The organism is Lactococcus formosensis (assembly GCF_018403745.1).
GTDB lineage: Bacteria > Bacillota > Bacilli > Lactobacillales > Streptococcaceae > Lactococcus > Lactococcus formosensis.
Map to the genome: position 1 here is coordinate 185,376 of NZ_BOVP01000001.1, position 24,897 is coordinate 210,272.

Below are 24,897 nucleotides of genomic sequence, written 5' to 3' on the forward strand. Positions count from 1 at the left end.
CTCACAAAAATTTTATACAAATAATCCCTAGCAACATTATAGCAACGCCAACAACTTGGATAAGACGTATCGGATACCGATCTGAGCGCCACCATCCAAATTGTTGCACCAACATTGAACCAACGATTTGTCCAAGTAGTGCCATCATTATATTTAAGCCAGCCCCTATTTTTGGCACTGCTAAAACGGCGCCAAGAACAAAGAAGGCTCCCCAGATACCTCCCAATATATTCCATTTTTTTATCTTACCTAATTCAACTTTTGTAATTAAGCGACGTTCAATCACTAAAGTCACGCAGACAATAGCAATCAGACCAATGAAGAAAGACATAAACGAGGCCTGAAATGGTCGATGAAGTAATGTCCCCAAATGTCCATTAATAGCTTGTTGAACCGCAGTAAATGCGCCAGATATTATCGCCCAAAGACGCCACAGTATCAAATTTGGCTCGGCGTCAACTTGTCTCGTTTTTTCACGTAGGCTGGGTAAGACAACAGCAACAAAGAGTCCAAGTATAGTGACAATAATTCCCAATACACGAATAGGACTCATCGGTATTTGGACCGCATAAAACCAACCACAACTGTCAATTACAACTCCGGTCAAAATTTGTCCCAGAATGGGTAAGATAACAGTCTGCACAGCACCCAACCTTGGAAATAGAAAGACATTAGATGTGACATAGACAGGGCCCAGTAAACCACCAATCCATATCCAGGCCGGATGAGACTGGACAAATTCAGCAGAGGGGAACAAATCACCGGTCAAAAGTAATGAGATTGTACCTAAGAAAACAACCCCAATAATTTGAGAAATTGTTGACGCCCAAAAAGGGGAATTAACATTTTTGCGAAGATCGGCATTAATCGGGTTTTGGTTTGCTAGTAAAAAACCCGCAAAAAGTGCTATTCCAAGATAGACAAACATTATAATTTTTTAATTATTCTCTCCATTGTATTGATATTACGGCTTGTAAAAAGATCCTTATAGGCTTTTTTTCCTAAAATTCTACCAAAAGCTGTTGTTAGAGTCGATTCCTTTGGTACCTTCCAATAAAAGCTATCCGCTCTAACGAGCCCCTCTTCTCCACCTGTTTTCACTGAATTAAACTCGCTTTGAGCAATTTGCGCAAAAGCTTTTTCTGCAACAAAGACATAAAGATGATAATTTTCATCTGGTTGAAAAGGATTATTTTTAATAATTTCTCTTACTTGTTGCTCAGTTTTTATAAAACTTTGCACAGGCAAAAAAGATAAATCAGGCAAGGTTTCGCTACTAAAAATGACATTTCCTGTTGCTAAAACAGTGACAACGTCTGTAAAACCAGCTGTTTCAAACTCTTTTTTTAAGTCTGCCATTTTGATTTTAATTCCACCCACATTTATTCCGCGAAGAAAGGCACAGTATCTCATTTCAAATACTCCTTCATTTCTTGAAGGCTTATCTCATGAATTTTGGCCTGTCCAATTTCGGGAACAAGTACGGTCTTAATCCTCTTGCCACGCGCTTTTTTATCATGGGTTAGAATTTCAAACAAGGCTGTCTCGTCCCATGGCTCATAAGTTTGGGGAAGTTGAAACTTTTGGAGTACTGCTTTGATTTGAGTGACTAGTCCTTTAGGCATCAAGCCTTTACTTTCAGCCACTTTACTTATTTGGACCATTCCAATTGCTACAGCCTCTCCATGCATGACCTGCCCATAGCCAGCATAAGCTTCGACAGCATGTCCAATTGTATGACCAAAATTCAAATAAAGGCGAGTCCCCTGATCAAACTGATCTTCCACAACAAGTTTACGTTTGACATCACAAGCCGCCCGAATAAAATACTCCGCTTCTTGTAGAAGTTCATCGGCGTCCTTGATTTCATTCAAACGGATCCAGAGCTGTTTATCGGCAATCAAGGCACACTTGACGATTTCACCAATGCCCTCACGGAAATCCCGTTTCTCTAGGGTTTTCAGTACCTCAGGATCGATTAGAACGCCATCTGGCTGGGCAAAAGTCCCAATCATATTTTTAGCATAATGACTGTTCACTCCCGTTTTTCCACCGATAGAACTGTCGACTTGCGCCGTTAAACTTGTAGGTATTTGAAGGAAGTGAATACCTCTCATGTATGTGCTGGCAGCAAAAGCTGCTAAGTCGCCAACAACGCCTCCACCTAGAGCAATAATCCCATCGGAGCGCGTCAAACCTTCTTGAGCACAAAAATCCCATAGTCTCTCTACGGTAGATAAGTTTTTACTTGCCTCTCCTGCTGGAAAAGTAAAAGTAAAAACTTCAAATCCTACATTTCTTAACTGGGAAGCTACCTCTCGCCCATAAAGAGAGTCAACGTTGTCATCGGTAACGAGCACAACTTTTTGTTGGTGCCAGAGTTGTGAAATCCATTGTCCCACTTGCGACAAGCTCCCCTTCTTGATAATGATATCATAAGGGTGCTCTGGAAGATTAACATTTAACCTCATCTTTTCCCTCCAATTCCTGACTTATCTGTTCAATAGGCATCTTCTTTCCTGTCCACAACTCAAAAGAAGCTGCGGCTTGATGTATAAGCATGCCAACACCATTCATCGTTGTTATCCCCTGTTTTTTTGCCCATTTCATCAGCGGTGTTTCTCGCACTTTGTAAATCGTGTCTACCACCAGAATTCCTGAAGGCAAAAGAATCGAAGAAGGGAGGGGCATTGCTTCGCCAGACATTCCTACAGGTGTCGCATTAACCAGTAAGTCTGAGGCCGTGATTTCTTTTTGCAATCGTGAAATATCAGCTAAATCGTAAAGTTTTATTCTAGCTTTTGTTTGATGTGATAACTTCTCCAAACGTTGCTCTAAACGTGCATAAGAGGGTGATTGTCTAGCAAAAATCGTGATTTCGCTCATTTCAAGCAAAGCAGCCTGAACAATTATCGAAATCGCAGCGCCTCCGCCACCGATGAGCGTTATTTTTTTATGGTGTGGTTTAAAATTTAAGGCGTTGAAGAAGCCTTGACCATCCGTATTGTAACCTAATAACTTTCCGTTTTTATTGACAATCGTATTGATTGCTCCAATTAACTGTGCCTCCTCGGATAATTCATCAATAAATGCCACCGCTTTTTGCTTATAGGGCATTGAGATGTTGAGCCCAAACATGTTCAAGGTTCTGACATTGTTAATCGTTTGTCCGAGTTTGTTTTCATCCCCCAAATCCCAAGCTAGATAAACAGCATTTTCATTGGTCAGCTCAAAAGCTCGATTATGAATAAAAGGAGAAAGACTATGCTTAATGGGAGTGGCTAACACAGCAGCCATCCGAGTGTATCCATTTATTTCCATCGTTCACCTGTCTTCGTTTTTTTATATAAAAAAATAGTATTAGTTTTCTAATACTATTATAACTTATTTTAAGCTGCTTTGCGCCCTGCGAAATACCGCTTAGCAACGCCGATTACTGCTGGAAGTAGAGATACGGCAACGATTGCAAGCATAACTAGCTCAAAGTTTTTCTTGATGAAAGGCACTTGTCCAAAAAGGAAACCTGCACCTAAAGCTACGATGACCCAAGCAAAACCACCTAAGAAATTATAAAGAACAAATTTTTTATGTGGCATACGACTTGTCCCTGCTGTAAAAGGAACAACCGTACGAATGATTGGCATAAAACGTCCAAGGAAGATTGCCCAAGAGCCCCATTTAGCAAAGAATTGCTCTGCTTCTTCAATGTACTCTGGCTTTAAAAATTTAGACAGCGTTTTATGTTTTGGAATAACATCTCCAAATTTACGACCAATTTCATAATTGAGAAGATTGGCCAGAAAAGCTAAACTTCCCATAATCAAAATAAGAAGAGGCATTGATAATTTATCTGGATACATGGCGGCCATTGATCCTACAAAAAAGAGAATTGAATCCCCTGGTAAGAACGGAAAAATAACCAGCCCTGTTTCAATGAAGATGATGGCTCCTAAGAGGACATAGACCCAAACATGTGCGCCTGGCGCATTCAAGAAACCAGAAATCCAGTCATTGAAGAAGCCAAACATCGAAAGTGTTGTAAACATATTTTTATATTTTCCTTTTGCTATGCTAATACTGCATTTTTCATTTTACACTAAAAACTTGTCTTTATCAAATTCTCATTAGCCTATTTTTTTAGACAAAACTATTATTTTTATTTATTGGAGTCGTTTTCCATGTCACATTTTATAACACAATTTATTTTTTTCATCCCCGTTTTATGGTATACTGACAAGTATATAATTGTTTATATAATTAATGAAACTTAGGAGAAATAATGAAATGAAGAAATTATTCCTTACATTATCTTTAATATTCGCCACGATTACTGGAATGTCCTTTGCGACTGCTCATAATGTTAGCGCTCAGGAAACCGTACGTATCGCGAGTGATAATGCTTATGCCCCTTTTGAATTCCAAGATTCAGATAAAAATTGGGTAGGTATCGATGTCGATATCATGAAGGAAGTCGCTAAAATCAATGACTGGAAACTTGAAATGACTTTCCCTGGATTTGATGCTGCTCTTCAAAACTTAAAAGCTGGAAAAGCTGATGCAGTCATCGCGGGGATGACAATCACAGACGAACGTAAACAAGTTTTTGATGTTTCAGATCCTTATTATACTTCAGCTATCACTTTAGCTACAACCAAGTCTTCTACACTTAAGAGCTATGATGAACTTAAAGGTAAAGCTGTTGGTGCTAAAAAAGGGACAGCTTCTTATGACTGGTTGCAAAAAAACCAAGATAAATACGGCTACACAATCAAAACTTACTCTGACGGTGTACATATGTTTGCATCATTGGCAGCTGGAAACATTGTAGGTGCAATGGATGAAGCTCCTGTCATTTCTTATGCCATCAATCAGGGGCAAGACTTGGCAATCAACCTTCCTTCATTCTCACTTCCTGGAGGTTATGGTTTTGCTGTAATGAAAGGTGAGAACTCTAAACTCATCGATGGCTTCAACAAAGCTTTGACTCAAATGAAAGCCAATGGCGAATACGACAAAATCGTACAAAAATACACTGGTGGTAAGAAAGCAACTCCTAAAAAAGATGTTTACACTATTGCCTCAGATAATAGCTTCGCCCCATTTGAATTCCAAAACACAGATAAAAAATTCACAGGTATTGATGTAGACTTGCTTAATGCTATCGCTAAGCAACAAGGCTTCAAAATCAAATGGAACCACGTTGGTTTCCAACCTGCGGTAGATGCAGTTCAAGCAGGACATGCTGACGCTATGATGGCGGGTATGTCAATCACTGACGCACGTAAAAAAGTCTTTGACTTTGGTGATGCTTATTACGATTCCAATCTAACACTTGCTGTTTCTAAGTCAAATGACGACATCAAGAAATGGGAAGATTTAAAAGGTAAGCAAGTAGGTGCCAAAAATGGGACAGCTTCTTATGATTACTTAACAAAAAACGAAAGCAAATACGGTTACACTTTAAAAACCTTTACCGACGCTACTTCAATGTATTCTTCATTGAACAATGGTTCAATTCAAGCCTTTATGGACGATGAGCCTGTAGTAAAATATGCCATTAAACAAGGGCAAGAATTTAAGACACCTTTTGAAGGTATCCCAACTGGTCAATACGGGTTCGCAGTGAAAAAAGGAACTAATCCTGAGCTTATCGAAATGTTCAACAACGGCCTTTCTTCACTACGTGCCAGCGGTCAATATCAAGAAATTATTGATAAATATTTAGCTTCAAAAACTGAATCCTCAACGGAATCAGAGACAGAAAGCACAATGCTTGGTATCTTGAAAAACAACTGGAAACAATTAGGTAAAGGACTTTGGATCACTATCCAACTCGCTTTAGTTTCCTTTGTTTTAGCAATGATTGTTGGTGTCATCTTCGGTCTCTTCTCAGCTAGCCCATCGCCAGCTCTACGTACAATTTCACGTATTTACGTCGACCTTAACCGTTCAATTCCACTTTTGGTATTAACAATTTTCATTTTTTATGGTATCCCAAATATGTTGCAACTCCTCACAGGTCATCAAAGTCCTCTTAATGAGTTTACAGCCGGTGTTATTGCCTTAACTCTTAACGAATCAGCCTATATCGCTGAAATCGTTCGCGGTGGTATTGCTGCTGTTCCAACTGGCCAAATGGAGGCCAGCCGCTCTCTTGGTATCCCTTATGTGAAAACAATGCGGAAAGTAATCTTGCCACAAGCTGTTAAGATCACCATTCCTAGCTTGATTAACCAATTTATCATTACTCTTAAAGATACAACCTTGGTATCTGTTATCGGATTGGTTGAACTCTTACAAGCAGGTCAAATCATCGTTGCACGTAACTTCCAAGCCTTCCGTGTCTACGGTTTGATTGGTCTGATTTACATGGTTGTTTTGCTTCTCTTGATGTGGGCAGGACGTCGCATCGAACAAAAAATGAAATAAGGAGATTAAAGATATGTCTGTACAAATCGAAGTTACTGATCTTCACAAAACATATGGTAAAAATGAGGTCCTCAAAGGTATCTCTGCAAAATTCAACAAAGGAGATGTTGTTTGTATTATCGGCCCCTCAGGTTCTGGTAAATCAACATTCCTTCGTACATTAAACGGTTTAGAAGACGCAACAAGTGGTGATGTCATTATCAACGGGTACAACCTTACAGATAAAAACACTGATATCAATTTAGTTCGCCAACATGTCGGCATGGTTTTCCAGCACTTCAACCTTTTCCCTAATATGACTGTTTTAGAAAATATCATGTATGCTCCTGTTGAGCTTAAAAAGCTTACAAAAACAGAAGCAAAAGAAAAAGCATTGCGTCTGCTTGAAGCTGTGGGGCTAGAAGAGAAAAAAGATACAATGCCTGAGATGCTTTCAGGTGGACAAAAACAACGTGTAGCTATTGCCCGTGCCTTAGCTATGGATCCTGATGTTATGCTCTTCGATGAGCCAACTTCAGCACTTGACCCTGAGATGGTTGGGGATGTCCTTGACCTTATGCGCCGTATCGCGGATGATGGTATGACCATGCTTATTGTCACACACGAGATGGGCTTTGCACGTAAAGTTGCCAACCGTGTCATGTTTACAGATGCAGGTGTTATCCTTGAGGATGGCAAACCAGAAGACATCTTTGAAAACCCTCAACATCCACGTCTGCAAGACTTCTTGTCTAAAGTATTGAATGCGTAAAAAGAAAACGTTTGTCTCTTTGAAAGAAACAAACGTTTTTTTAGTAAGATAATATAACAAAACTGAAAGGCTATCCTTTCAGTTTTGTTATTGGGTTGCTGTAATTTCAGTTGTATTTTCTGAGGATTTTTTATTTCCTTCAGGATTTTTTAGATCAGCCAGATAATCTTCTTTTGGCTTTGCATAAATTCCTGCTTCCATATCAATCACTTGTGGCGCTTGAAGTTGCTTCGCAATGCTTGGATAGTAAGGAACCTTTTCTGTAATTTGACTGAGAGAAACCCGTACCTGATTTCCATCTGACATATCCAAAGCAATGAAGTCTTTGGTTACTTTAGTCGGCGTCTTTGTAACTGTCGTAATCAATCGACGTATCTCAGACTTCAGTTTCATATAGGCTGTAATAAACTTCTCTACCTCTTCATCGGAAAAGTTTTTGAGCACCGGAAGGCTAGAAATTTTATCCTTAGCTACTTCTTGGTCTTTGAGGATATAACCACTTTCTAGTACTTGATAAGTTTTACCTTTTTGTTCCACATAAGCAACTTTTTCGAACTCTGTGACCTTTGCTTCGATATTATTGGGGAAGCTTACGTGTAAATTAACGGCTTTGACACGAGGAAATTGCTGAACAATACTATTTTCAATAGCTCGTCTATTTCTAAGTACTCCATAAATCCTATCTGTTGGCTTCAAACGTGAAGCCTGTACGATAGATTCAAAAGACTCATTTTTGTTACCTGATACCGAAAATGTTCCAATTTTACTTATCGGAGATACCGCATAGATCGAAGTTAAAAACAATACGATTGCCAAGAGTAAGACGGGCCACATCTTCTTAAAAACTTCGAAACTCCCTTCAAAAAAAGAAGGCTCCGGTTCTTGCTCTTCACCAAAATCCTCCACAAAATCATTTGAGTATCCTTGCTCAAATTCTTCTGCTTCTATAAAAGATTCTTGATGCTCAATTTTTTCCTGAGCTTCGGTAGAATCATCTTCATTATCTTCTTTTTTCTTTAAAAACTTCCGTTTTTTGGGTTCTTCAGACTTTTCTTGATTTTCAGCTGCTTTACGGCGCTGGTATTCAAGATTTTTCTTTTGCCAAGGCGTAAGGTTTTCTTCACTCATTATTTTTTTATTTCTTTCACAAGTTGATAGAGTCGGTCACTAGCATCAGGTACACCTGCTTTTTTGCTGGCTATAGACATAGCTTGATAAAGCTCTTCGTCAGAAAAGATTTCAGAAATACTCGCAAGCATTGTATCTGCTGTAAGTTCCGCATCTTTAATCATCTTAGCAGCACCAATGTCCACAAGGGCTTGGGCATTCTTTGTTTGATGATCTGCTGTAACGTTTGGACTAGGTACAAAAATCGTCGGCAAGCCAAGTGCAGTAATTTCAGCAATTGTCGTCGCACCTGCACGACACAATATTAAATCTGATGATGCAAGAACTTCGAGCATATTCGAAATATAAGGACGAATCGCAATATTTGTAGCATCGGCATATTTTGCAAACTCTTCATGGTCTTCATCAAAATAGATTTGTCCTGAAGCATAGACAATTTGATAATCTGCTCCCGCAAACTTTGGTAGAGCAGCTTTTACTGCCTCATTAATTGTTTGGGCACCGCGTGACCCACCAAAAATAACTACCGTTTTCTTATCTTTTTGGAGCTGATATTCTGTTTCCAAAATATCGGTAGCTTTTAAAGTTGCAACTTCCTGAGCGCGTGGGTTACCAGCAAAAACTGTTTTGGCTTCTGGGAAGAAAGGCTTGGCTGCTTCAAAAGCAACCGCAACTTTATCCACATATTTACTCAAGAACTTATTTGTTATCCCTGGAATTGAGTTTTGTTCATGAACAATAGTTGGAACATTGAGCTTAGCTGCTGCGTAAAGTACCGGTCCAGCCACATAGCCTCCTGTTCCAATAACCACATCAGGTTTAAAATCCTTAACAATTTTCTTCGCATCTGATGTAGATTTCAGGAACTTGTAGATTGTCTTAAAGTTATTTAAAGAAAGGCTACGACGAAAACCTTGTACATCTACGGTTTTAAAAGGCACACCTGCTGCAGGTACAATCTTGCTCTCCAAGCCACGTTCGGTACCTACATAAAGGATCTCTGAATTCGGCTCTATAGTCTTCAGATGATTTATAAAGGCTAGTGCAGGATAGATATGACCTCCCGTTCCGCCTCCTGTTACAATAATTCTCATACTATTTCCATTCACCTTTCAATTCTTCGAAAGCTTTGATAAACATGTCTCCTCGTTCTTCAAAGGTCTTATACTGATCCCAGCTGGCACAAGCAGGACTAAGTAAAATCGTATCTCCATCCGCTGTTTTTTCAAAAATTTCTTTCAGTGCAGTTGCAACATTTTCACTGTGGAGCGTTGGAATTTGTAATTGGTCAGCAAGCTCTTGCAGCTTCGGTGCAGTTTCCCCAAAGAGAACCATACCTTTAATTCCTGTTACAGAATCCGCGAGTTCTTCAAAGCCATTTCCGCGGTCTAATCCGCCAGCTAAGAGCCATAAGCGACTGTTTTCAAAACCTGACAATGCTTTTTCTGTAGCCAGTATATTCGTGGCTTTACTGTCATTGTAAACTTTACGTCCTGCAAGTTCACCGAGATACTGCAAACGGTGCTTCACACCTGAAAAACTGGTTAATACTTCAATAATTGCCTCATTTTTAGCACCCGAAAGCTTAGCAACTGCTATTGCAGCCAATGCATTTTCAAGATTATGCTCTCCAGGTAAAGCCAAGTCTACTGCTTCCATGATGAATTCATCACGGAAATAAAGTTTACCTTCCAGCGAATAAGCGCCATTAACTTTATTTTCCGTCGCAAATGGCACAACTTGAGCTGCTGTATGCTCTGCTAGAGTACGACATTTATCCTGATTAAAGTTGAGAATAAGGTATTGCTCAGAAGTTAAGTTTTCTTGAATCCGCCATTTTGCAGCTTCATAAGCTTCCTGTGAGCCATGGTAATCTAAATGCGATGAAAAGATATTAGTAATGAGAGCGATTTGAGGCTTGAAGTCTACAATTCCCATCAGTTGAAAACTTGAGAGTTCCATCACCAAAGTATCTTGAGCAGTCGCATGGGCAGCTACTTCAGAGGCAGGAAAACCAATATTTCCTGCTAATTTTGCAGATTGCCCGTCTGCATTTAAAATATCTGCTATCAGCGTTGTTGTTGTTGTTTTACCATTGGTTCCAGTAATCCCAATAATTGGGGCTTCCGAAACAAGATAAGCAAGTTCTACTTCCGTAATAACTGGAATCTTTTTATCCAATGCTTTATTTATCATTGGGTTATCATAACGAATACCTGGATTTTTTACCATAAAATCAAAATCTTCGTCTAAAAGTTCAAGGGGATGGCTACCACAGATAACTTCAATGCCTTCTTCCAAAAGGGCTTGTGCGGCAGGGTTTTCTTCAAAAGCCTTTCCGTCATTTACAGTTACGTGTGCACCTAGAGTATGAAGCAAGCGGGCTGCAGCTTCTCCTGATTTTGCTAATCCGAGGATGAGTACTTTTTTTTCTTCAAAAGTTTTGATTTTTTTCATTGTTCCTATTCTTTCTACTTCCCTCTATTTTACCGCTATTTACCTATTTTTTCAATATAGAGTTTGTATTTGAAAGTTTTACTATGAAAATAAGATATCTTTTGCAAAGAAAAAAGAGCAAGTTTATGCTCTCTTTATTTAATCTTTCAAGAAGCGTGAAAGAAATGCACGCGTCCGTTCTTCTTTCGGAGCTCCGAAGATTTCCGCTGGTCGTCCTTCTTCAGCGATAACCCCTTTATCCATGAAAATTACACGATCACTTACATCACGCGCGAATTCCATTTCATGAGTAACGATAACCATTGTTAAGCCTGTTTCAGCCAGTCCTTTCATTGTCTGTAAGACTTCGCCTACCATTTCAGGATCAAGTGCTGAAGTCGGCTCGTCAAATAAAATCACGTCTGGATTCATGGAAATCGCCCGAGCAATTGCCACACGTTGTTTTTGTCCGCCGGAGAGTTGTGCAGGTTTGGCATTAGCAAAGCTTGCCATCCCCACTTTTTCTAGATTGTCGAGTGCAACAGATCGAGCTTCTTCTTGGCTTTTTTTCAATACTGTAACTTGCCCAGCCATAACATTTTCGATAACATTCATATTGTTAAACAAGTTGAAACTTTGGAACACCATACCAAGATGCGTGCGATACTTTGGAATATCAAAGCCTTTTTCTAAAACATTTTCACCTTTATAAATTATTTCTCCACCAGAAGGTTTCTCCAATAAATTAATCGAACGAAGTAATGTTGATTTACCACTTCCAGATGAGCCAATAATCGAAATAACTTCGCCCTGATTTACCGTCAAGTGAATATCTTTCAACACTTCATTACTACCAAATGATTTTTTTAAATGATTGATTTCTAAGATTGCTGTCATTTAAGCGTCCCCCGGTTCTTGTACTTGCATTTGATTTTGGATTGGGACATATGCATCTGGTCCATCCATTTTTCTTTCTACGAAGCGTAGAATACGTGTCACTGTAAATGTTAAGACAAAGTAAATTGCACAGATTACAGCAAAGGTTTGGAAATACATAAAGTTTTGTTGCGCCACTGTTGTCCCTTGGAAAAAGAGCTCTGTTACTGAAATTACAGACAAGACTGATGTATCTTTAATATTAATGACAAATTCATTTCCTGTTGCGGGAAGAATATTTCGTAAGACTTGTGGCAGAACAACTTTACGCATAGTTTGTCCATGAGTCATACCAATAGCTTGTGCAGCTTCGAATTGCCCTTGATCAACAGAGAAAATTCCGCCCCGTACAATCTCAGACATATAAGCACCCGTATTGATGGACACAATAATGAGTGCAGCTAAAGTCCGATCTAAGCTCAATCCGAAAGCTAGAGCGGTTCCGTAGTAAAGCACCATTGCTTGAACAATCATTGGTGTTCCACGGAAAATTTCAATATAAGCTGAAATGAGCCAGCCGAATACTTTATGTAAAAAGGCTAAAAATTTATTACTGATTTCTGGAATAGTACGATAAACACCAATAAGAAGACCTAATATCGTACCAATAATCGTACCAATCAGAGAGATGAATAAAGTCATCCCTGTACCATTAAGAAACTGTTTACCGTTATCTCTTACAATACTGATAATTTGATCATACCAAGCGCCTTGTGTTTTGGCTTCTGGCTGGGCAGCAATCATTTCATCCATCAGATCTTTTTGATCTTGAGGCGTAAAACTTGTCAAAAAGCTGTTAATCACAGGCAAGTTGGGGTCATTTTTACGTAAACCTACTGCGACTGTTGTATCATCAGAGTTTGTAACAAAACCTTTTCCTTCGCTAAATTCAATCATTTTGAAGTCTGGGTTTGCTTTTTCTGCTGTCACTCCTTCTGGACGTTCAGCCACATAACCATCGATAGCTCCACTCTGTAAAGCCACTCGCATGCTTGAAAAATCTTTCATTGCTGTTTGCTTATTAACACTTTCAATCTGGTCAATCATGTTATAGTGGAATGTCCCCAGCTGGGCAGTAATTTTTGCACCAGAGAAGTCTGCTAAGCTCGATGCTTGAGCAAAGGGGCCGCCACTTTTGACCATCATTACAAGGTTAGATGTATAATACGGCTCTGAAAAGGCAATTTGTTCTCTGCGTTCAGCAGTTGGTGACATCCCTGCGATAATGCCATCAATCTTCTCAGATTTCAGTGCAGGAAGCAAACCATCCCAGCTTGATTTTACAATCACCAATTCTTTATTTAACTTGTCTGCAAGTTTTTTTGCTACTTGTACATCGTAACCATTTGCCCATTGACCATCCACACCATCAATAGGGACAGCACCGTTGCTATCATCATATTGTGTCCAGTTAAAAGGGGCATACGCAGCCTCCATTCCGACACGGAACTGATCTGCACTCACTTTTGAACTCCCGATAAATAATGCCGTAAACAACGTCGCGACAAGTAAGAATAAGTTTTTTCTTCTCATAATACTCTCTCTTTCATTTTTCCAAATAAAAAGCAACCTTTACACAGAGAGGTTGCTAAACGTTGTACGTGATTCATATTATCAGTAAGTAACGAATAGCACTCCGCAAAACTGCGACAGTTCAGCAAGTATCCCTTGCTGCCCCAACGAACTCACCTGGACGAGTGAATTCATTTCGGCAATGTCTCCTCCGTTTTACTTCAACGCTTGTCCAGCTCAGTAAAACTTCCTATTCATTGCGACCTCTATCATTTTATTTGTATATTGTAATTTAAATCTTAACCTTTTTTTAAATGAATGTCAACAATTTTCTCTAATTATCAAAAAACTCGAAAAATAAGAGCAAGATTAAAAGCCTAACAAGTACTTTTAGATACCCACTAGACTTTTTAAGTTTATTTAATCTTAGGAATTTTTAAAGTAAATTTTGAACCCTCTCCTACAACGGAAGTCACGCTAACATCCCCCTCATAGTTCTCCACTATACGTTGAATAATAGATAGCCCAAGCCCAGTGCCTCCTATATCTCGATTTCGTGCTTTATCCGCACGGAAGAAACGTTCAAATACATGTTTTAAATCTTCTTGGCTAATACCATAACCACGGTCCTCCACAGTTGTAATGATATATTCATCATCTTCTTCAAGATGTATCTTGACTTCTTGACGATCTTCAGGCGAGTATTTTATCGCATTATCAATCAATATTTTCAAACCTTGCTCATAATGGTTGGGATATATATGTGCTAATCTTCCTGATGGCAAGTCATTTTCAACAGTTAACTTTAAATCAGGATGGATGAGTAGAAAATTTTTCTTAAGAAAATTCGAAACTTCTGTCGGATCACAGATTAGGTCTTCATCTTGAAAATCAATGCTTTCAAGACGCGCCAATGCGAGCATCTCTTCCAACATCGTTCTCATCGTACTAACTTCTTCTATACTGGCCTGTAAAGACTCCTCAAGCACTTCAGGATCATTTTTCCCCCAACGATTCAAGAGATTCAAATGCCCATCCAAAACTGCAAGTGGCGTCCGTAACTCATGACTGACATCGGAAACAAAACGTTTCTGCTGATCAACGTAATCATTAAGCTTGATCATCATATCATTATAAACTGTTGCAAGTTCCTCAATTTCATCCCCTGTCTGAATAACGACAGGTTTGAAATCTGCCTTCAAATTATTGGCACGTGTAGTGATTGCATCGTGCAAATGTTCCAAAGGCTTGATATAGCGACTCGCCATAAAGTAACCAACAAACTGAGCTATAAAGAGAGCTATAATTTCTAAGATAATCAAGGCAACAAGTAGCTTTGTACGCACACTATAATAATAGCTCATATCATAAAAAGCCTGTACATAGCCGATCAGTTCACCCGTTTTTTTGGAGTGCACAGGTCGCTCAACCAAATAACCAGAATATTCGCCAAATGTACGTACAGCTTGCGATGAATCACCCACATCTTTCCTTAGAGGAAAACCATACGAATTGGTCGAGTAAATCAGGTTCTCACCTACATCGAAGACATAAAAGGATTTTCTTGAACCAATCATACTTCCTAGTGTTTCAAGTTCATTTTCTCTTCCCTGACTGGAGGCTGTGTAGTCTTTGGCATAAGCCAAATAATTCGCAAGATTTTCTTCTGACAGTTTGTTTACCGATTGGGACAGACTTTGTTCAACATTATTTAAAGCCCTCATCATATCCTCTTTTTCAGAATTGATGAAAGTAGTTATCGTTAGTTGATAAACCAATACTGTAAAAATAGTGAAAGTAATAAAACAAAAAATCGTATTTGCAAATGCCCAACGTAGCATGATGCTCCGCTTACGCTCGGGAAGACTTTCTGTTTTTTTCTTCTTAGAATCAAAAAATTTTACCATGTCGCATTTTTCTATTTCTTTTCAGCGCCATAAAAGGAATAAATCTAGTGGCAAAACCACTAGAAATCTTCTTATGTATTCTCTATGTTATTTGCGGTCACGCATGACATATCCCATGCCACGAACAGTTTGGATATAACTTTCACGGCCTTCGACATCAATCTTGTTACGTAGGTAACGGATATAAACGTCAACAACGTTTGTTTCTGTACCTTCTTCGTAACCCCATACTTCAGAAACCAAGTATTCGCGTGTTACGACGTCCCCCACATTTTGCATCAAAGTCAAGAGTAAGTCGTACTCACGACGTGTAAGGTCAATGACTTTTTTACCACGGTGTACTGTGCGGTTTGTTTTATCAATTACCAAGTCACGGAATGAAGTGTTGTCTGACTTTTCAACAGTATGGATATGATCTTCACGACGGAAGAGTGAACGCACACGTGCTAACAACTCTTCAATTGCGAATGGTTTTGTAATATAATCATCCGCTCCAATATCAAGACCAGCAACACGGTCCATTGTTGAATCACGTGCAGTCATCATGATAATGTGTGTATCTTTTTCACGGCGTAAGCGTCGTGCAACTTCAAAGCCATCCAGCTCTGGGAGCATTAAGTCAAGCAAAATCAAATCATAATCTTTTGACATCGCTTCTTCAAGACCTTTACGACCATTGTCTTGAACCGCAGTTTGATACCCTTCGTGTTCAAGCTCAAGTGAAACAAATCTCGCAATGTTTTTATCGTCCTCGATAATTAAAATACGTTTAGATGAATTCATAGTTTAGCCTCATTAATATCTTTTCTTTTAATTTTATTTTCTCTATAATGAAATTATAATATAATTGTAATTTTGTTGCAAGTGTTTTATGAGATTTTTATTAATTCTTTTCTTCAGAAAAGAGATCTGCCAACCCTGCAAAAGGGGATTTATTTTCTTTGTCTGCCTCTTCTTCTTTTTGCTTCTGATAGTCTGCTTCAGACAAGACAGCCCAGTTCTTACCAGAGGGCAAACTTGCTGCACCAACTTTCTCATCTTCTGCTAAAATCTGTAGCGGAATTTCTAAAAGAATATTATCAGCAACTGATTCTGACAGACTAATCCAATCTGCTTCCAATGTAAATATCATGTCACTATCCAGTAAATCTTCATTCTTTTTAAGAAATTCTTCAGTTGTGAAAGCTTCATTAACGGCGATTGACATGAGGTACTCTACGGGCTTTAAACTGCGTGATGAGGGCAAAGTCAAATACACTTCCAGAGTATAATCCAAGTAATAGATGCCGTCATCATAGGCGATTTGCCCTTGAACCTTTACAGGCTTTGCATCAAGGATCTCTTCTGAGCGTTGCTTAAGCTCTTGTGTTAAATCAAGTTCTTCCTCAAATTTAATTGTTTTCTTTTTTGATACTTCTAAAATAGACCATTTCATATTTCATTTTTCCTTTATCTTTATAGTAAGTTTAAAATAAGGCATATTCAAGCATGCCTTTAATTTTATATGTGTGTACTATCTGTTTCTATTATATGATATTTTTTTTAATTTTTATAGCCCAATGAACTAAAAGACATTTAGAATTTACTCCTTATTCTCCTTGATTGAATTTAGAAAATTAAAACGATAATAAAAAAGCGCCGAAGCACTTTTTTTATTTTCCATATTTCTTGTTGAAACGAGCGATACGTCCGTCCGCTGCTTGGAATTTTTGACGGCCAGTGTAGAATGGATGTGAGTCAGAAGAGATTTCCACACGAATCAATGGATAAGTGTTTCCGTCTTCCCATTCAACAGTTTCTTTCGAACCTTTAGTTGAACCGCTCAAGAATTTAAAACCAGTAGTTGTATCCAAGAACACAACAGGTTGGTAATTAGGATGGATGTCTTTTTTCATTTTGCAAAATTTCCTTTCTGCCTTGGACTGTTTGCCAGACCAAAGTTTGTTAGACCTTAATATTCTAACAGATTTGTTGCTGAAATTCAAGCTTTTTTGTTATTTAAAATACTATTTTTCTTTTTTCAAATAACCGAACATCAAACCAGAAACAAGAGCACCAATCAAAACAAAGAGAAGGTATAAAAGTGGGCCATTTGTTAGAGCTAAGACGAAGATACCCCCGTGTGGTGCCATCAATTTAAGACCTGCCGCACCAACGAGTCCACCTGCTAAGGCTGAACCAACAACAAATGAAGGAATAGCACGTGCTGGGTCAGCAGCACCAAATGGGATGGAACCTTCTGTAATAAATGAAAGTCCCATAACAATATTTGTTAAACCTGATTGACGTTCTTCTTTTGTAAATTTATTTTTGAAGAAGAGGACGGCAACTGTAGTTGCAAGAGGTGGAACCATACCACCAGCCATAACCGCTGCCATAACGACTGAGCCACCAGTAGCAACACTTGCGGCCAATGTTCCTGTACCGAAGATATAAGCAGCTTTGTTAATTGGTCCACCAAGGTCAACTGCCATCATACCACCAACGATAATACCAAGAACTAAAGCTGATGCTCCATTAAGGCTGTTCAAGAAGTTTGAAAGGCCTGTATTGATTGCTGCCATCGGAATATTGATGAAAAGCATGAGCAATCCTGTGATGAATGTCCCTAAAAGTGGGAAAATCAAGATTGCTTTAATCCCATCTAACGATTTAGGCAAGACAGTCAAGAGCTTACGCAAGAGGATAATAACACCACCAGCAATGAAACCACCAACTAAAGCGCCAAGGAAACCTGATGGAATCATTGTAGCTGGATCAAGTTTACCAAAGGCAAGACCAGAGGCAGCCATTGAACCCGCAACGAAACCTGCAACTAAACCAGGTTTATCTGCAATTGAGTTGGCGATAAAACCAGCTAGGACTGGAAGCATGAAAGCAAAGGCTGCGCCCCCGATATTTTTAAAGTAAGCCGCAATCGGATGATAAGAACCAAGGTTGGCCAATTGATCTTTAGGAACACCCATTGATTGGTCTATCAAGAAGGCAAGAGCAATCAAGATACCACCACCAACAACGAATGGTAACATTGCAGATACACCACCCATAAGGTGTTTGTAGAAGGCTTTACCAATACCGCCAGAGCTTTCTTCTTTTGCCTCATCAGCGGCATCAGCTTCAAATTTTGGTGCATTACCAGAAACTGCCTTATTAATGAGTTCTTCGGGTTGACGAATAGCGGCAGCGACAGGAACTTGCACCATCGGTTTCCCTGCAAAACGATTCATTTCCACTTTCTTATCCGCTGCAACGATGATACCGTCAGCTTTTTGAATATCTTCAGCAGTCAGCTTGTGGTCAATCCCACGCGCCCCATTTGTTTCAACTTTGATGGCGATGCCCATTTCAGCAGCTTGTTTTTTAAGTGCTTCTTCAGCCATATAAGTGTGTGCAATACCTGTCGTACATGCTGTTACGGCTAAAACATAATGCTCGCTATCAGTGACTTGCTCAATTTCTTCTGTATCTTCAGAGAAAAGCTCTAACACTTGACGCGGATATTTTGCTTCTTTTACTTTGTCTGTAAATCCAGCTTGCAAGAGGAACTTAGAAAGTTGTGCTAAAGCTTCCAAGTGTGTGTCATTTGCGCCTTCTGGTGCTGCAATCATGAAGAAAAGATTGACAGGTTGTCCGTCTAGGGCTGCATAATCCACACCTGCATTTGATTTTGCAAACAGGACAACAGCTTCGTTAACTGCTTTGTTCTTGCTGTGTGGCATGGCAATACCATCGCCCAAACCAGTTGAAGTTTGTGCTTCACGAGCCATAATTCCAGCTTTAAATGTATCAAAATCACTGACGTAACCTTCTGCGACTAACTTGTTTACCATTTCATCCACGGCAGCTTCTTTAGTCGTTGCTTGAAGGTCCAAAATCATGACTTCTGTTTTGAGTAAATCTTTGATTTCCATAATCTTCCTCTTTTCTAATCTTCGTTTATTTTTTCGATTGTTACTTTTTCAAAGCATTCTTTTAAGAAGCTTTCACTCGGCATGTCTTCTGAGAAGACCTTAGCTGTACCACAGGCAACACCTTGTTTAAAGGCAGCTAAAGTATCCTGGCTGCGGCTCCATTCCGCAAGGAAACCTGCAACTGTTGAATCTCCTGCACCGATAGAGTTTTTCAACTCTCCTTTGATTGGAGCGGCAAAATAAGTTTCCTTACCTGTGAAGAGTAAAGCACCATCACCTGCCATAGAAATCATGACATTTTGTGCCCCTTCTGCTAAAAGTTTTTGACCATAAGGGATAATATCTTCTTTGGATTTAAACTTAACAGAATAGATTTCTTCCAATTCTTCACGATTAGGTTTAATGACGAGTGGCTCATGTTTCAATGTTTTCAGCAACTTTTGTCCGTCAACATCAATAGCAAACTGTGCGCCTCTGGCTTTTACTTTCTCAATCAAGACTTCATAGAAATCTTCCCCTAAAGCTTTAGGGATAGTACCAGCAAAAACGACAATGTCATCACTTTGCAAGGCGTCAAATTTACTTAGGAAGGCCTGAATTTCAGCATCTGATAAGTCTGGTCCAGCAGCATCAAAGGAGGTTTCCTCTTGCGCATTGACTTTGATTTTTGTATTAATACGTGTTGTTCCTGCAATTGGAGTGAAATCGGACTGACTTCCGATATTTTCAAGATAATCTTGAATGAATTTCCCAGGGAAACCACCAAGAAAACCAAGAGCCGTATTTTCTACCTTTAAAAGGGACATCATGCGACTTTCAACAATCCCTTTACCACCAGGAAGCATACGCGTTTCTGTCGCTCGGTTGACTTGTCCAAGTTCAGCCTGATCAAAATCCATGAAATAATCTAATGCTGGATTTAGTGTTACTGTGTATATCATAATTTCTCCGTTATAAGTTTTATTTGGTCACTTTCTGCAAACTTAACAAAGCTTGTTTGACCGATTTTACTACTGTCCAGGAGGAGATAGCTTGTCCGGCTTTGACGAATGGCCTGTGTCTTAATCGCAGCTTCTTCACTGTCCGGTGTCATAGCCCCCAGCTCTTCATCAAAAGCATTGGCTCCGATAAATGCAAGATTAAAACGGTAAGTACTAAGTTGAGCGATGGCCGAACTGCCAATGATGGCATCAGTTTGACGTTTCACTCGACCACCAAGCAAATAAACGATGAGGTTTTCACTGGTTAATTTTGGTAAATGGCTAATCGAATTGGTCACGATAGTGACACGTTTGCCCGACTGATTAAGCAAATGGCAAAGTGGCGCAACTGTAGTTCCAGCATCCAAGTAAATAATGTCGCCTTCTTTTATCTTTTCAAAAGCTATAGCTGCGATTTTTTCTTTTTCTTGAACGTTTTTGGAAGATTTCTCAAAGATAGATAACTCTTCTGAAAGATCTTGTTGGAGTTCTGCGCCTCCATGAACACGACGTAAGGCATTTTCTTCTTCAAGCTCATTGAGATCTCTTCTTAAAGTCGACACAGAAGCTTGAGTTATTGTTGAAAGTTCTTCTAAAGTCGCTGTTCTTTGCTCTTTGAGCAAGCCCATTATTTTTTCCTTGCGTTCTGTCGCGAGCATATGATCCTCCTCCTGAATTCGTTTACATTTATATTATACACCATTTTCTTTCAAAGTCAATCAAAAACTTCCAAAAACTACAAAAAAATTTATATAGATTTCCTTCATATACTATTCTTAAATAAAAAAGAGCCAGGAATTGCGATTCCTTTGCTCTTTAGAGAACCTAGCCTGTTTGCATTTCTTGCTGTTCTATGTCAGTAACTTTTTTACTTGGCTTTTCTAAAAACCTTTGCATCTTTTCTTCATCAAAACCGATTTGAAGTTGTTTTTCATCCAACATAAGTGGAACTTTCAATAGAGTAGCATTTTCTTCTAACAGCTCCATAAAATCTTCTAACTTCAAGTCATTGAAATTAAGGTTCAAACGTGTGTAAGCCCGAGTTTCTGTTGCGATAATCTCTTCAACTCCATGTTCAGTTAAAGAAACAATTCGGAGAATTTCCTCAGTCGAAACCAGTTCTTTGAGAAGATCAACTTCGACAAACTTGACTTTATGGGCATAGAGCCAGCTCTCTACTGCTTTCGTCTCCTGATTAGAGGAGATGGTATAAATCTTAAGCATGCCAACCTCCTTTCTATCACGTCCAGGTTCTCTTTCTTATTTTTATTATCCTATTTTATGAGATTGAAAACAAATGAAATGGTTTTCAGAAAAAATAAAAAAGCCGAGCATCAATATCTCGAACTTTTTTATTTTATGAACTACGGTTTTATTTAACTTCTTCAAAGTCACCATCAACAGTATTGTCATCTTTAGGACCTTCTTCTGATCCAGCTTCTTGTCCTTCTGCTGCTGCTTGTTCAGCACTGGCTTGTTCGTAAAGTTTTACTGCGAGATTTTGCGCAATTTCGCTAAGTGCTTCTGATTTAGCTTTGATATCGGCAATGTCTTCACCTTCAAGAGCTTTCTTCAACTCTTCTTTAGCATCTTCTGCTTTTTTAACTTCTGCTTCGTCAACTTTACCTTCAAGTTCTTTGATTGTTTTTTCAGTTTGGAAAACAAGAGCATCCGCTTCGTTACGTGTGTCTACTTCTTCTTTACGTTTTGCGTCAGCATCAGCATTTGCTTCAGCATCTTTCATCATTTTATCGATTTCTTCGTCAGAAAGACCTGAGTTAGATTTGATAACGATTGTTTGTTCTTTTTGCGTACCCAAATCTTTTGCTTTAACAGATACGATACCGTTTTTGTCGATGTCGAATGTGACTTCGATTTGTGGCACACCACGTGGTGCGGCAGGGATATCTGTCAATTGGAAGCGACCCAATGATTTGTTATCTGCTGCCATTGGACGCTCACCTTGAAGGACGTGGATATCTACTGCTGGTTGGTTATCTGCTGCAGTTGAGAAGACTTGTGATTTAGATGTTGGAATTGTTGTATTACGTTCGATAAGTTTTGTAAATACAGAACCCATTGTTTCAATACCAAGTGAAAGTGGAGTTACGTCAAGAAGGACAACGTCTTTAACGTCACCAGTGATGACACCACCTTGGATTGCTGCACCCATAGCAACAACTTCGTCTGGGTTAACAGATTTGTTTGGTGTTTTACCTGTTTCTTTTTGAACAAGATCAACAACTGCTGGGATACGAGTTGAACCACCAACAAGAAGAACTTCATCGATATCAGAAGTTGAAAGACCAGCATCAGAAAGGGCTTGACGTACAGGTTCGCGTGTTGCTTCAACCAATGAAGCAGTCAATTCGTCAAATTTAGCACGTGTAAGTGTCATTTCCAAGTGAAGTGGGCCAGCAGCGCCTGCTGTGATGAACGGCAATGAAATTTGAGTAGAAGTTACACCTGAAAGGTCTTTTTTCGCTTTTTCAGCTGCATCTTTCAAACGTTGAAGGGCCATTTTATCTTGTGAAAGATCAATGCCGTTTTCTTTCTTGAATTCTGCGACCATGTAATCAATGATGGCTTGGTCAAAGTCATCACCACCAAGTTTGTTGTTACCTGCTGTTGACAATACATCGAAGACACCATCACCTAATTCAAGGATTGAAACGTCAAATGTACCACCACCAAGGTCAAAGACAAGAATTTTTTCATCTTTGTCTTGTTTATCCATACCGTAAGCAAGAGCTGCTGCTGTTGGTTCGTTAACGATACGTTCTACTTCAAGACCAGCGATTTTACCAGCATCTTTTGTGGCTTGTCGTTGTGCGTCGTTGAAGTAAGCTGGAACAGTGATAACTGCTTTGTCAACTTTTTCACCCAAGTATGCTTCTGCTGTTGCTTTCAAGTTTTGAAGAATCATTGCTGAAATTTCTTGAGGTGTGTATTCTTTCCCACCGGCAGAAACTTTTTCACTTGTACCCATTTTAGATTTGATAGAGATGATTGTATCTGGGTTTGTTACTGCTTGACGTTTTGCGGCATCACCGACTTGAATTTCACCATTTTTAAAAGCGACAACAGATGGTGTTGTACGGTTTCCTTCTGGATTTGGAATAATTTTTGCTTCAGTTCCTTCAAGGACTGCTACTGCTGAGTTTGTTGTACCAAGGTCAATACCAATAATTTTAGACATATGCTTTACCTCTTTTTTTATTTTATTGTTTTTATCTATTCTTATAGTTTAAGGACATTTCGGTCACTTCTTGTTTCTTATTGTGCAACAACGACCATTGCTGGACGAAGGATACGATCATGGATCTGATAGCCTTTTTGGAAGACTTGAACGACATGATCTGCAGGATGTTCATCATCAGCTGGAACTGTTTGTACAGCCATATGGAAGTTTGGATCAAAGGCACCGTCTGCTTTGACTTCTGTAACGCCTTCTTCTTTAAGTGCGTTAATCAAGCTCTCGCGTGTCATCTCCAAACCTTTTTTAACATCTTCTGTCAACCCTTCAACTGCAAGAGCACGCTCCAAGTTATCCAAGCTTGGCAAAATCTTTTTCGCCAAATCTTGTGAACGGTATTTCAGGATGCTTGTACGTTCTTCGTTGGCACGGCGTTGAATATTTTGGATTTCTGCACTAATGCGGAGAAATTTATTTTCCCATTCTTCAGCCTTTGCTACAGCTGCATCAAGCTCAGAAACTTCTTCTTCGACGATATCTTCAAGTGCTTCTTCAGTAAGCTCTTCGACAACTTCTTCTTCCTGATCTTTTTTCTTCAATTCTTCTTTATTTTCTTCAGCCATATTGTTTCCTTTTCTTTTAAATAATTTCATATATTAACTTATCTCGTAATGGTTACCATCAAGGTAACGGTAGTAGTCCATGAGTTTCATACTTAGGACTTTTGCAAGTAAGTCTAGTGTACTCAAGGTTTTTTGATAATCTTGTTCTACAGGACCAATGACTGTCAGCGTTCCTAAACCACGATATGGAATAGCAAACTTTTGACTTATCAACGTCAGGTTGGCAAAATAAGACATATTATCAATGACAACCGAACGCATCTCATCTGTACTTGTTAATTCTCGTATTTCTTGAGCCATACGTGTGTCGTCGCTTAAAATTTTATAAAGCTCAGAAAGATTGTCTGTTGCAAAGTCAAAGACATACTCACGTCCGCTACTTGTCAAATGCTCTGTGAATAAGTCTGCAAAGACTGATTCAAAGAGTTCCAAGACATCGCCTGTTGTTTTAAAGTAACGCTGTACTATCTGCGGGATGTCCGTTCTCAATGCATAATGTACATCGAGAACTTTCTTACCTACTAGGCGTTCTTTAATCAACTTTGTAAAGACTTGCAGGTCATGTTCACTCATGCTTTTTGGAAGTACAAACTGATTTGTCCTAAGTTCACCTGTCGCTAAGGTCATCACTGTCAACATCGAATGATTATCTAAAGTGACAAGTTCAAAGGACTGCAAGACTTGCTCTTTCTGGGGAACATTAAGCACGAAGGAAGTTAAGCCCGTCAATCTTGAGAGAACCTCGCTTGCTCTTTCAAATAAATCAGATAAACGATAAAACTCACCGTCAAAAGATTTCATAATCTGAAAAAGATCATTTTGTGTAAATTCTTCCAGGCGTAATACATTTTCTACAAAGTATTTGTAACCTGAAATACTAGGAACACGTCCACTTGATGTATGTTCTTTTTGAATGAGTCCAAGATTTTCCAATGCTTTCATATCATTTCTGATTGTCGCACTCGAAGCTTTAATCTGTTCTAATAAAGCTTTAGAACCTACAGGTGTATGCTCTTTCGCGTAAAGTGAGACAATCAAATCCAAAATCTGCTGTTGCCGTTCTGTAATCATTTTGTCTCCTTTCTCCA

Annotated in this window: 23 protein-coding genes and 1 riboswitch; of the genes, 2 read left to right on the top strand and 21 right to left on the bottom strand. The window is 39.1% G+C overall.

Annotation, left to right across the window (positions count from 1 at the left end):
• Position 1 precedes the first annotated feature (1 nt).
• The 5 genes from KJS37_RS00925 to KJS37_RS00945 all read right to left on the bottom strand — a co-directional run bounded on the left by KJS37_RS00925 (position 2) and on the right by KJS37_RS00945 (position 4,046).
• Positions 2-928, bottom strand: coding sequence for a DMT family transporter (locus KJS37_RS00925; protein ID WP_165714356.1), 927 nt, complete (start codon positions 926-928; stop codon positions 2-4).
• Positions 928-1,413, bottom strand: coding sequence for a DUF1697 domain-containing protein (locus KJS37_RS00930; RefSeq protein ID WP_213495472.1), 486 nt, complete (start codon positions 1,411-1,413; stop codon positions 928-930). Before KJS37_RS00930 ends, KJS37_RS00925 begins: the two co-directional genes overlap by 1 nt.
• Positions 1,410-2,471 carry a 3-dehydroquinate synthase gene (gene aroB, locus KJS37_RS00935; protein WP_213495474.1) on the bottom strand — a complete coding sequence of 354 codons (1,062 nt, stop codon included), beginning with the start codon at positions 2,469-2,471 and terminating at the stop codon, positions 1,410-1,412. The genes KJS37_RS00930 and aroB overlap by 4 nt, the downstream gene beginning before the upstream one ends.
• Positions 2,455-3,321, bottom strand: coding sequence for a shikimate dehydrogenase (locus KJS37_RS00940; RefSeq protein WP_165713177.1), 867 nt, complete (start codon positions 3,319-3,321; stop codon positions 2,455-2,457). The genes aroB and KJS37_RS00940 overlap by 17 nt, the downstream gene beginning before the upstream one ends.
• 68 nt (positions 3,322-3,389) lie before the next feature.
• Positions 3,390-4,046, bottom strand: coding sequence for a VTT domain-containing protein (locus KJS37_RS00945; RefSeq protein ID WP_014024359.1), 657 nt, complete (start codon positions 4,044-4,046; stop codon positions 3,390-3,392).
• A gap of 238 nt (positions 4,047-4,284) precedes the next feature.
• On the opposite strand from KJS37_RS00945, the gene KJS37_RS00950 reads away from it, so the two are divergent.
• Entirely contained in the window at positions 4,285-6,429 is a 2,145-nt protein-coding gene (locus tag KJS37_RS00950) for an amino acid ABC transporter substrate-binding protein/permease (protein ID WP_017368877.1), read from the top strand.
• A gap of 13 nt (positions 6,430-6,442) precedes the next feature.
• Positions 6,443-7,180 (top strand): amino acid ABC transporter ATP-binding protein, encoded by a 738-nt coding sequence (locus KJS37_RS00955; protein ID WP_004259074.1) that lies wholly within the window; start codon positions 6,443-6,445, stop codon positions 7,178-7,180.
• A gap of 87 nt (positions 7,181-7,267) precedes the next feature.
• On the opposite strand, the gene KJS37_RS00960 is transcribed toward KJS37_RS00955, so the two are convergent.
• The 16 genes from KJS37_RS00960 to hrcA all read right to left on the bottom strand — a co-directional run bounded on the left by KJS37_RS00960 (position 7,268) and on the right by hrcA (position 24,880).
• Positions 7,268-8,308, bottom strand: a complete 1,041-nt coding sequence (locus KJS37_RS00960) for a cell division protein FtsQ/DivIB (RefSeq protein ID WP_213495475.1) — start codon at positions 8,306-8,308, stop codon at positions 7,268-7,270.
• The gene (murG, locus tag KJS37_RS00965; protein ID WP_165711400.1) at positions 8,308-9,402 is read right to left on the bottom strand and encodes an undecaprenyldiphospho-muramoylpentapeptide beta-N-acetylglucosaminyltransferase; all 1,095 of its coding nucleotides are present in this window, start codon (positions 9,400-9,402) and stop codon (positions 8,308-8,310) included. Before murG ends, KJS37_RS00960 begins: the two co-directional genes overlap by 1 nt.
• 1 nt (position 9,403) lies before the next feature.
• A complete protein-coding gene (gene murD / locus KJS37_RS00970) occupies positions 9,404-10,765 on the bottom strand; it encodes a UDP-N-acetylmuramoyl-L-alanine--D-glutamate ligase (protein ID WP_165711401.1) in 1,362 nt (453 codons plus the stop codon).
• A 138-nt stretch (positions 10,766-10,903) separates the two neighbouring features.
• Positions 10,904-11,641 (bottom strand): amino acid ABC transporter ATP-binding protein, encoded by a 738-nt coding sequence (locus tag KJS37_RS00975; protein WP_165714351.1) that lies wholly within the window; start codon positions 11,639-11,641, stop codon positions 10,904-10,906.
• Positions 11,642-13,213, bottom strand: coding sequence for an ABC transporter permease subunit (locus tag KJS37_RS00980; RefSeq protein WP_213495476.1), 1,572 nt, complete (start codon positions 13,211-13,213; stop codon positions 11,642-11,644).
• A gap of 88 nt (positions 13,214-13,301) precedes the next feature.
• Positions 13,302-13,469, bottom strand: a riboswitch (Lysine riboswitch).
• 139 nt (positions 13,470-13,608) lie between these two features.
• Entirely contained in the window at positions 13,609-15,099 is a 1,491-nt protein-coding gene (locus KJS37_RS00985; protein ID WP_213495477.1) for a HAMP domain-containing sensor histidine kinase, read from the bottom strand.
• 87 nt (positions 15,100-15,186) lie between these two features.
• Positions 15,187-15,882, bottom strand: a complete 696-nt coding sequence (locus KJS37_RS00990) for a response regulator transcription factor (protein ID WP_017368870.1) — start codon at positions 15,880-15,882, stop codon at positions 15,187-15,189.
• Positions 15,883-15,982: 100 nt separating this feature from the next.
• Positions 15,983-16,534, bottom strand: a complete 552-nt coding sequence (locus KJS37_RS00995) for a YceD family protein (protein WP_213495478.1) — start codon at positions 16,532-16,534, stop codon at positions 15,983-15,985.
• A gap of 217 nt (positions 16,535-16,751) precedes the next feature.
• The gene (locus KJS37_RS01000; protein WP_003135050.1) at positions 16,752-16,994 is read right to left on the bottom strand and encodes a type B 50S ribosomal protein L31; all 243 of its coding nucleotides are present in this window, start codon (positions 16,992-16,994) and stop codon (positions 16,752-16,754) included.
• A gap of 111 nt (positions 16,995-17,105) precedes the next feature.
• Positions 17,106-19,010, bottom strand: coding sequence for a PTS fructose transporter subunit IIABC (locus tag KJS37_RS01005; protein ID WP_019292079.1), 1,905 nt, complete (start codon positions 19,008-19,010; stop codon positions 17,106-17,108).
• 14 nt (positions 19,011-19,024) lie between these two features.
• Positions 19,025-19,951 carry a 1-phosphofructokinase gene (gene pfkB, locus KJS37_RS01010; RefSeq protein WP_213495479.1) on the bottom strand — a complete coding sequence of 309 codons (927 nt, stop codon included), beginning with the start codon at positions 19,949-19,951 and terminating at the stop codon, positions 19,025-19,027.
• Entirely contained in the window at positions 19,948-20,649 is a 702-nt protein-coding gene (locus tag KJS37_RS01015) for a DeoR/GlpR family DNA-binding transcription regulator (RefSeq protein ID WP_213495481.1), read from the bottom strand. Before KJS37_RS01015 ends, pfkB begins: the two co-directional genes overlap by 4 nt.
• Before the next feature lie 166 nt (positions 20,650-20,815).
• Positions 20,816-21,214, bottom strand: a complete 399-nt coding sequence (locus KJS37_RS01020) for a Spx/MgsR family RNA polymerase-binding regulatory protein (RefSeq protein WP_213495483.1) — start codon at positions 21,212-21,214, stop codon at positions 20,816-20,818.
• 148 nt (positions 21,215-21,362) lie between these two features.
• A complete protein-coding gene (gene dnaK / locus KJS37_RS01025) occupies positions 21,363-23,189 on the bottom strand; it encodes a molecular chaperone DnaK (RefSeq protein ID WP_213495485.1) in 1,827 nt (608 codons plus the stop codon).
• A 77-nt stretch (positions 23,190-23,266) separates the two neighbouring features.
• On the bottom strand, positions 23,267-23,839 hold the full coding sequence (gene grpE, locus KJS37_RS01030; protein WP_269457347.1) for a nucleotide exchange factor GrpE: 573 nt from the start codon (positions 23,837-23,839) through the stop codon (positions 23,267-23,269).
• Positions 23,840-23,842: 3 nt separating this feature from the next.
• A complete protein-coding gene (hrcA, locus tag KJS37_RS01035; protein ID WP_213495487.1) occupies positions 23,843-24,880 on the bottom strand; it encodes a heat-inducible transcriptional repressor HrcA in 1,038 nt (345 codons plus the stop codon).
• Positions 24,881-24,897: the final 17 nt, after the last annotated feature.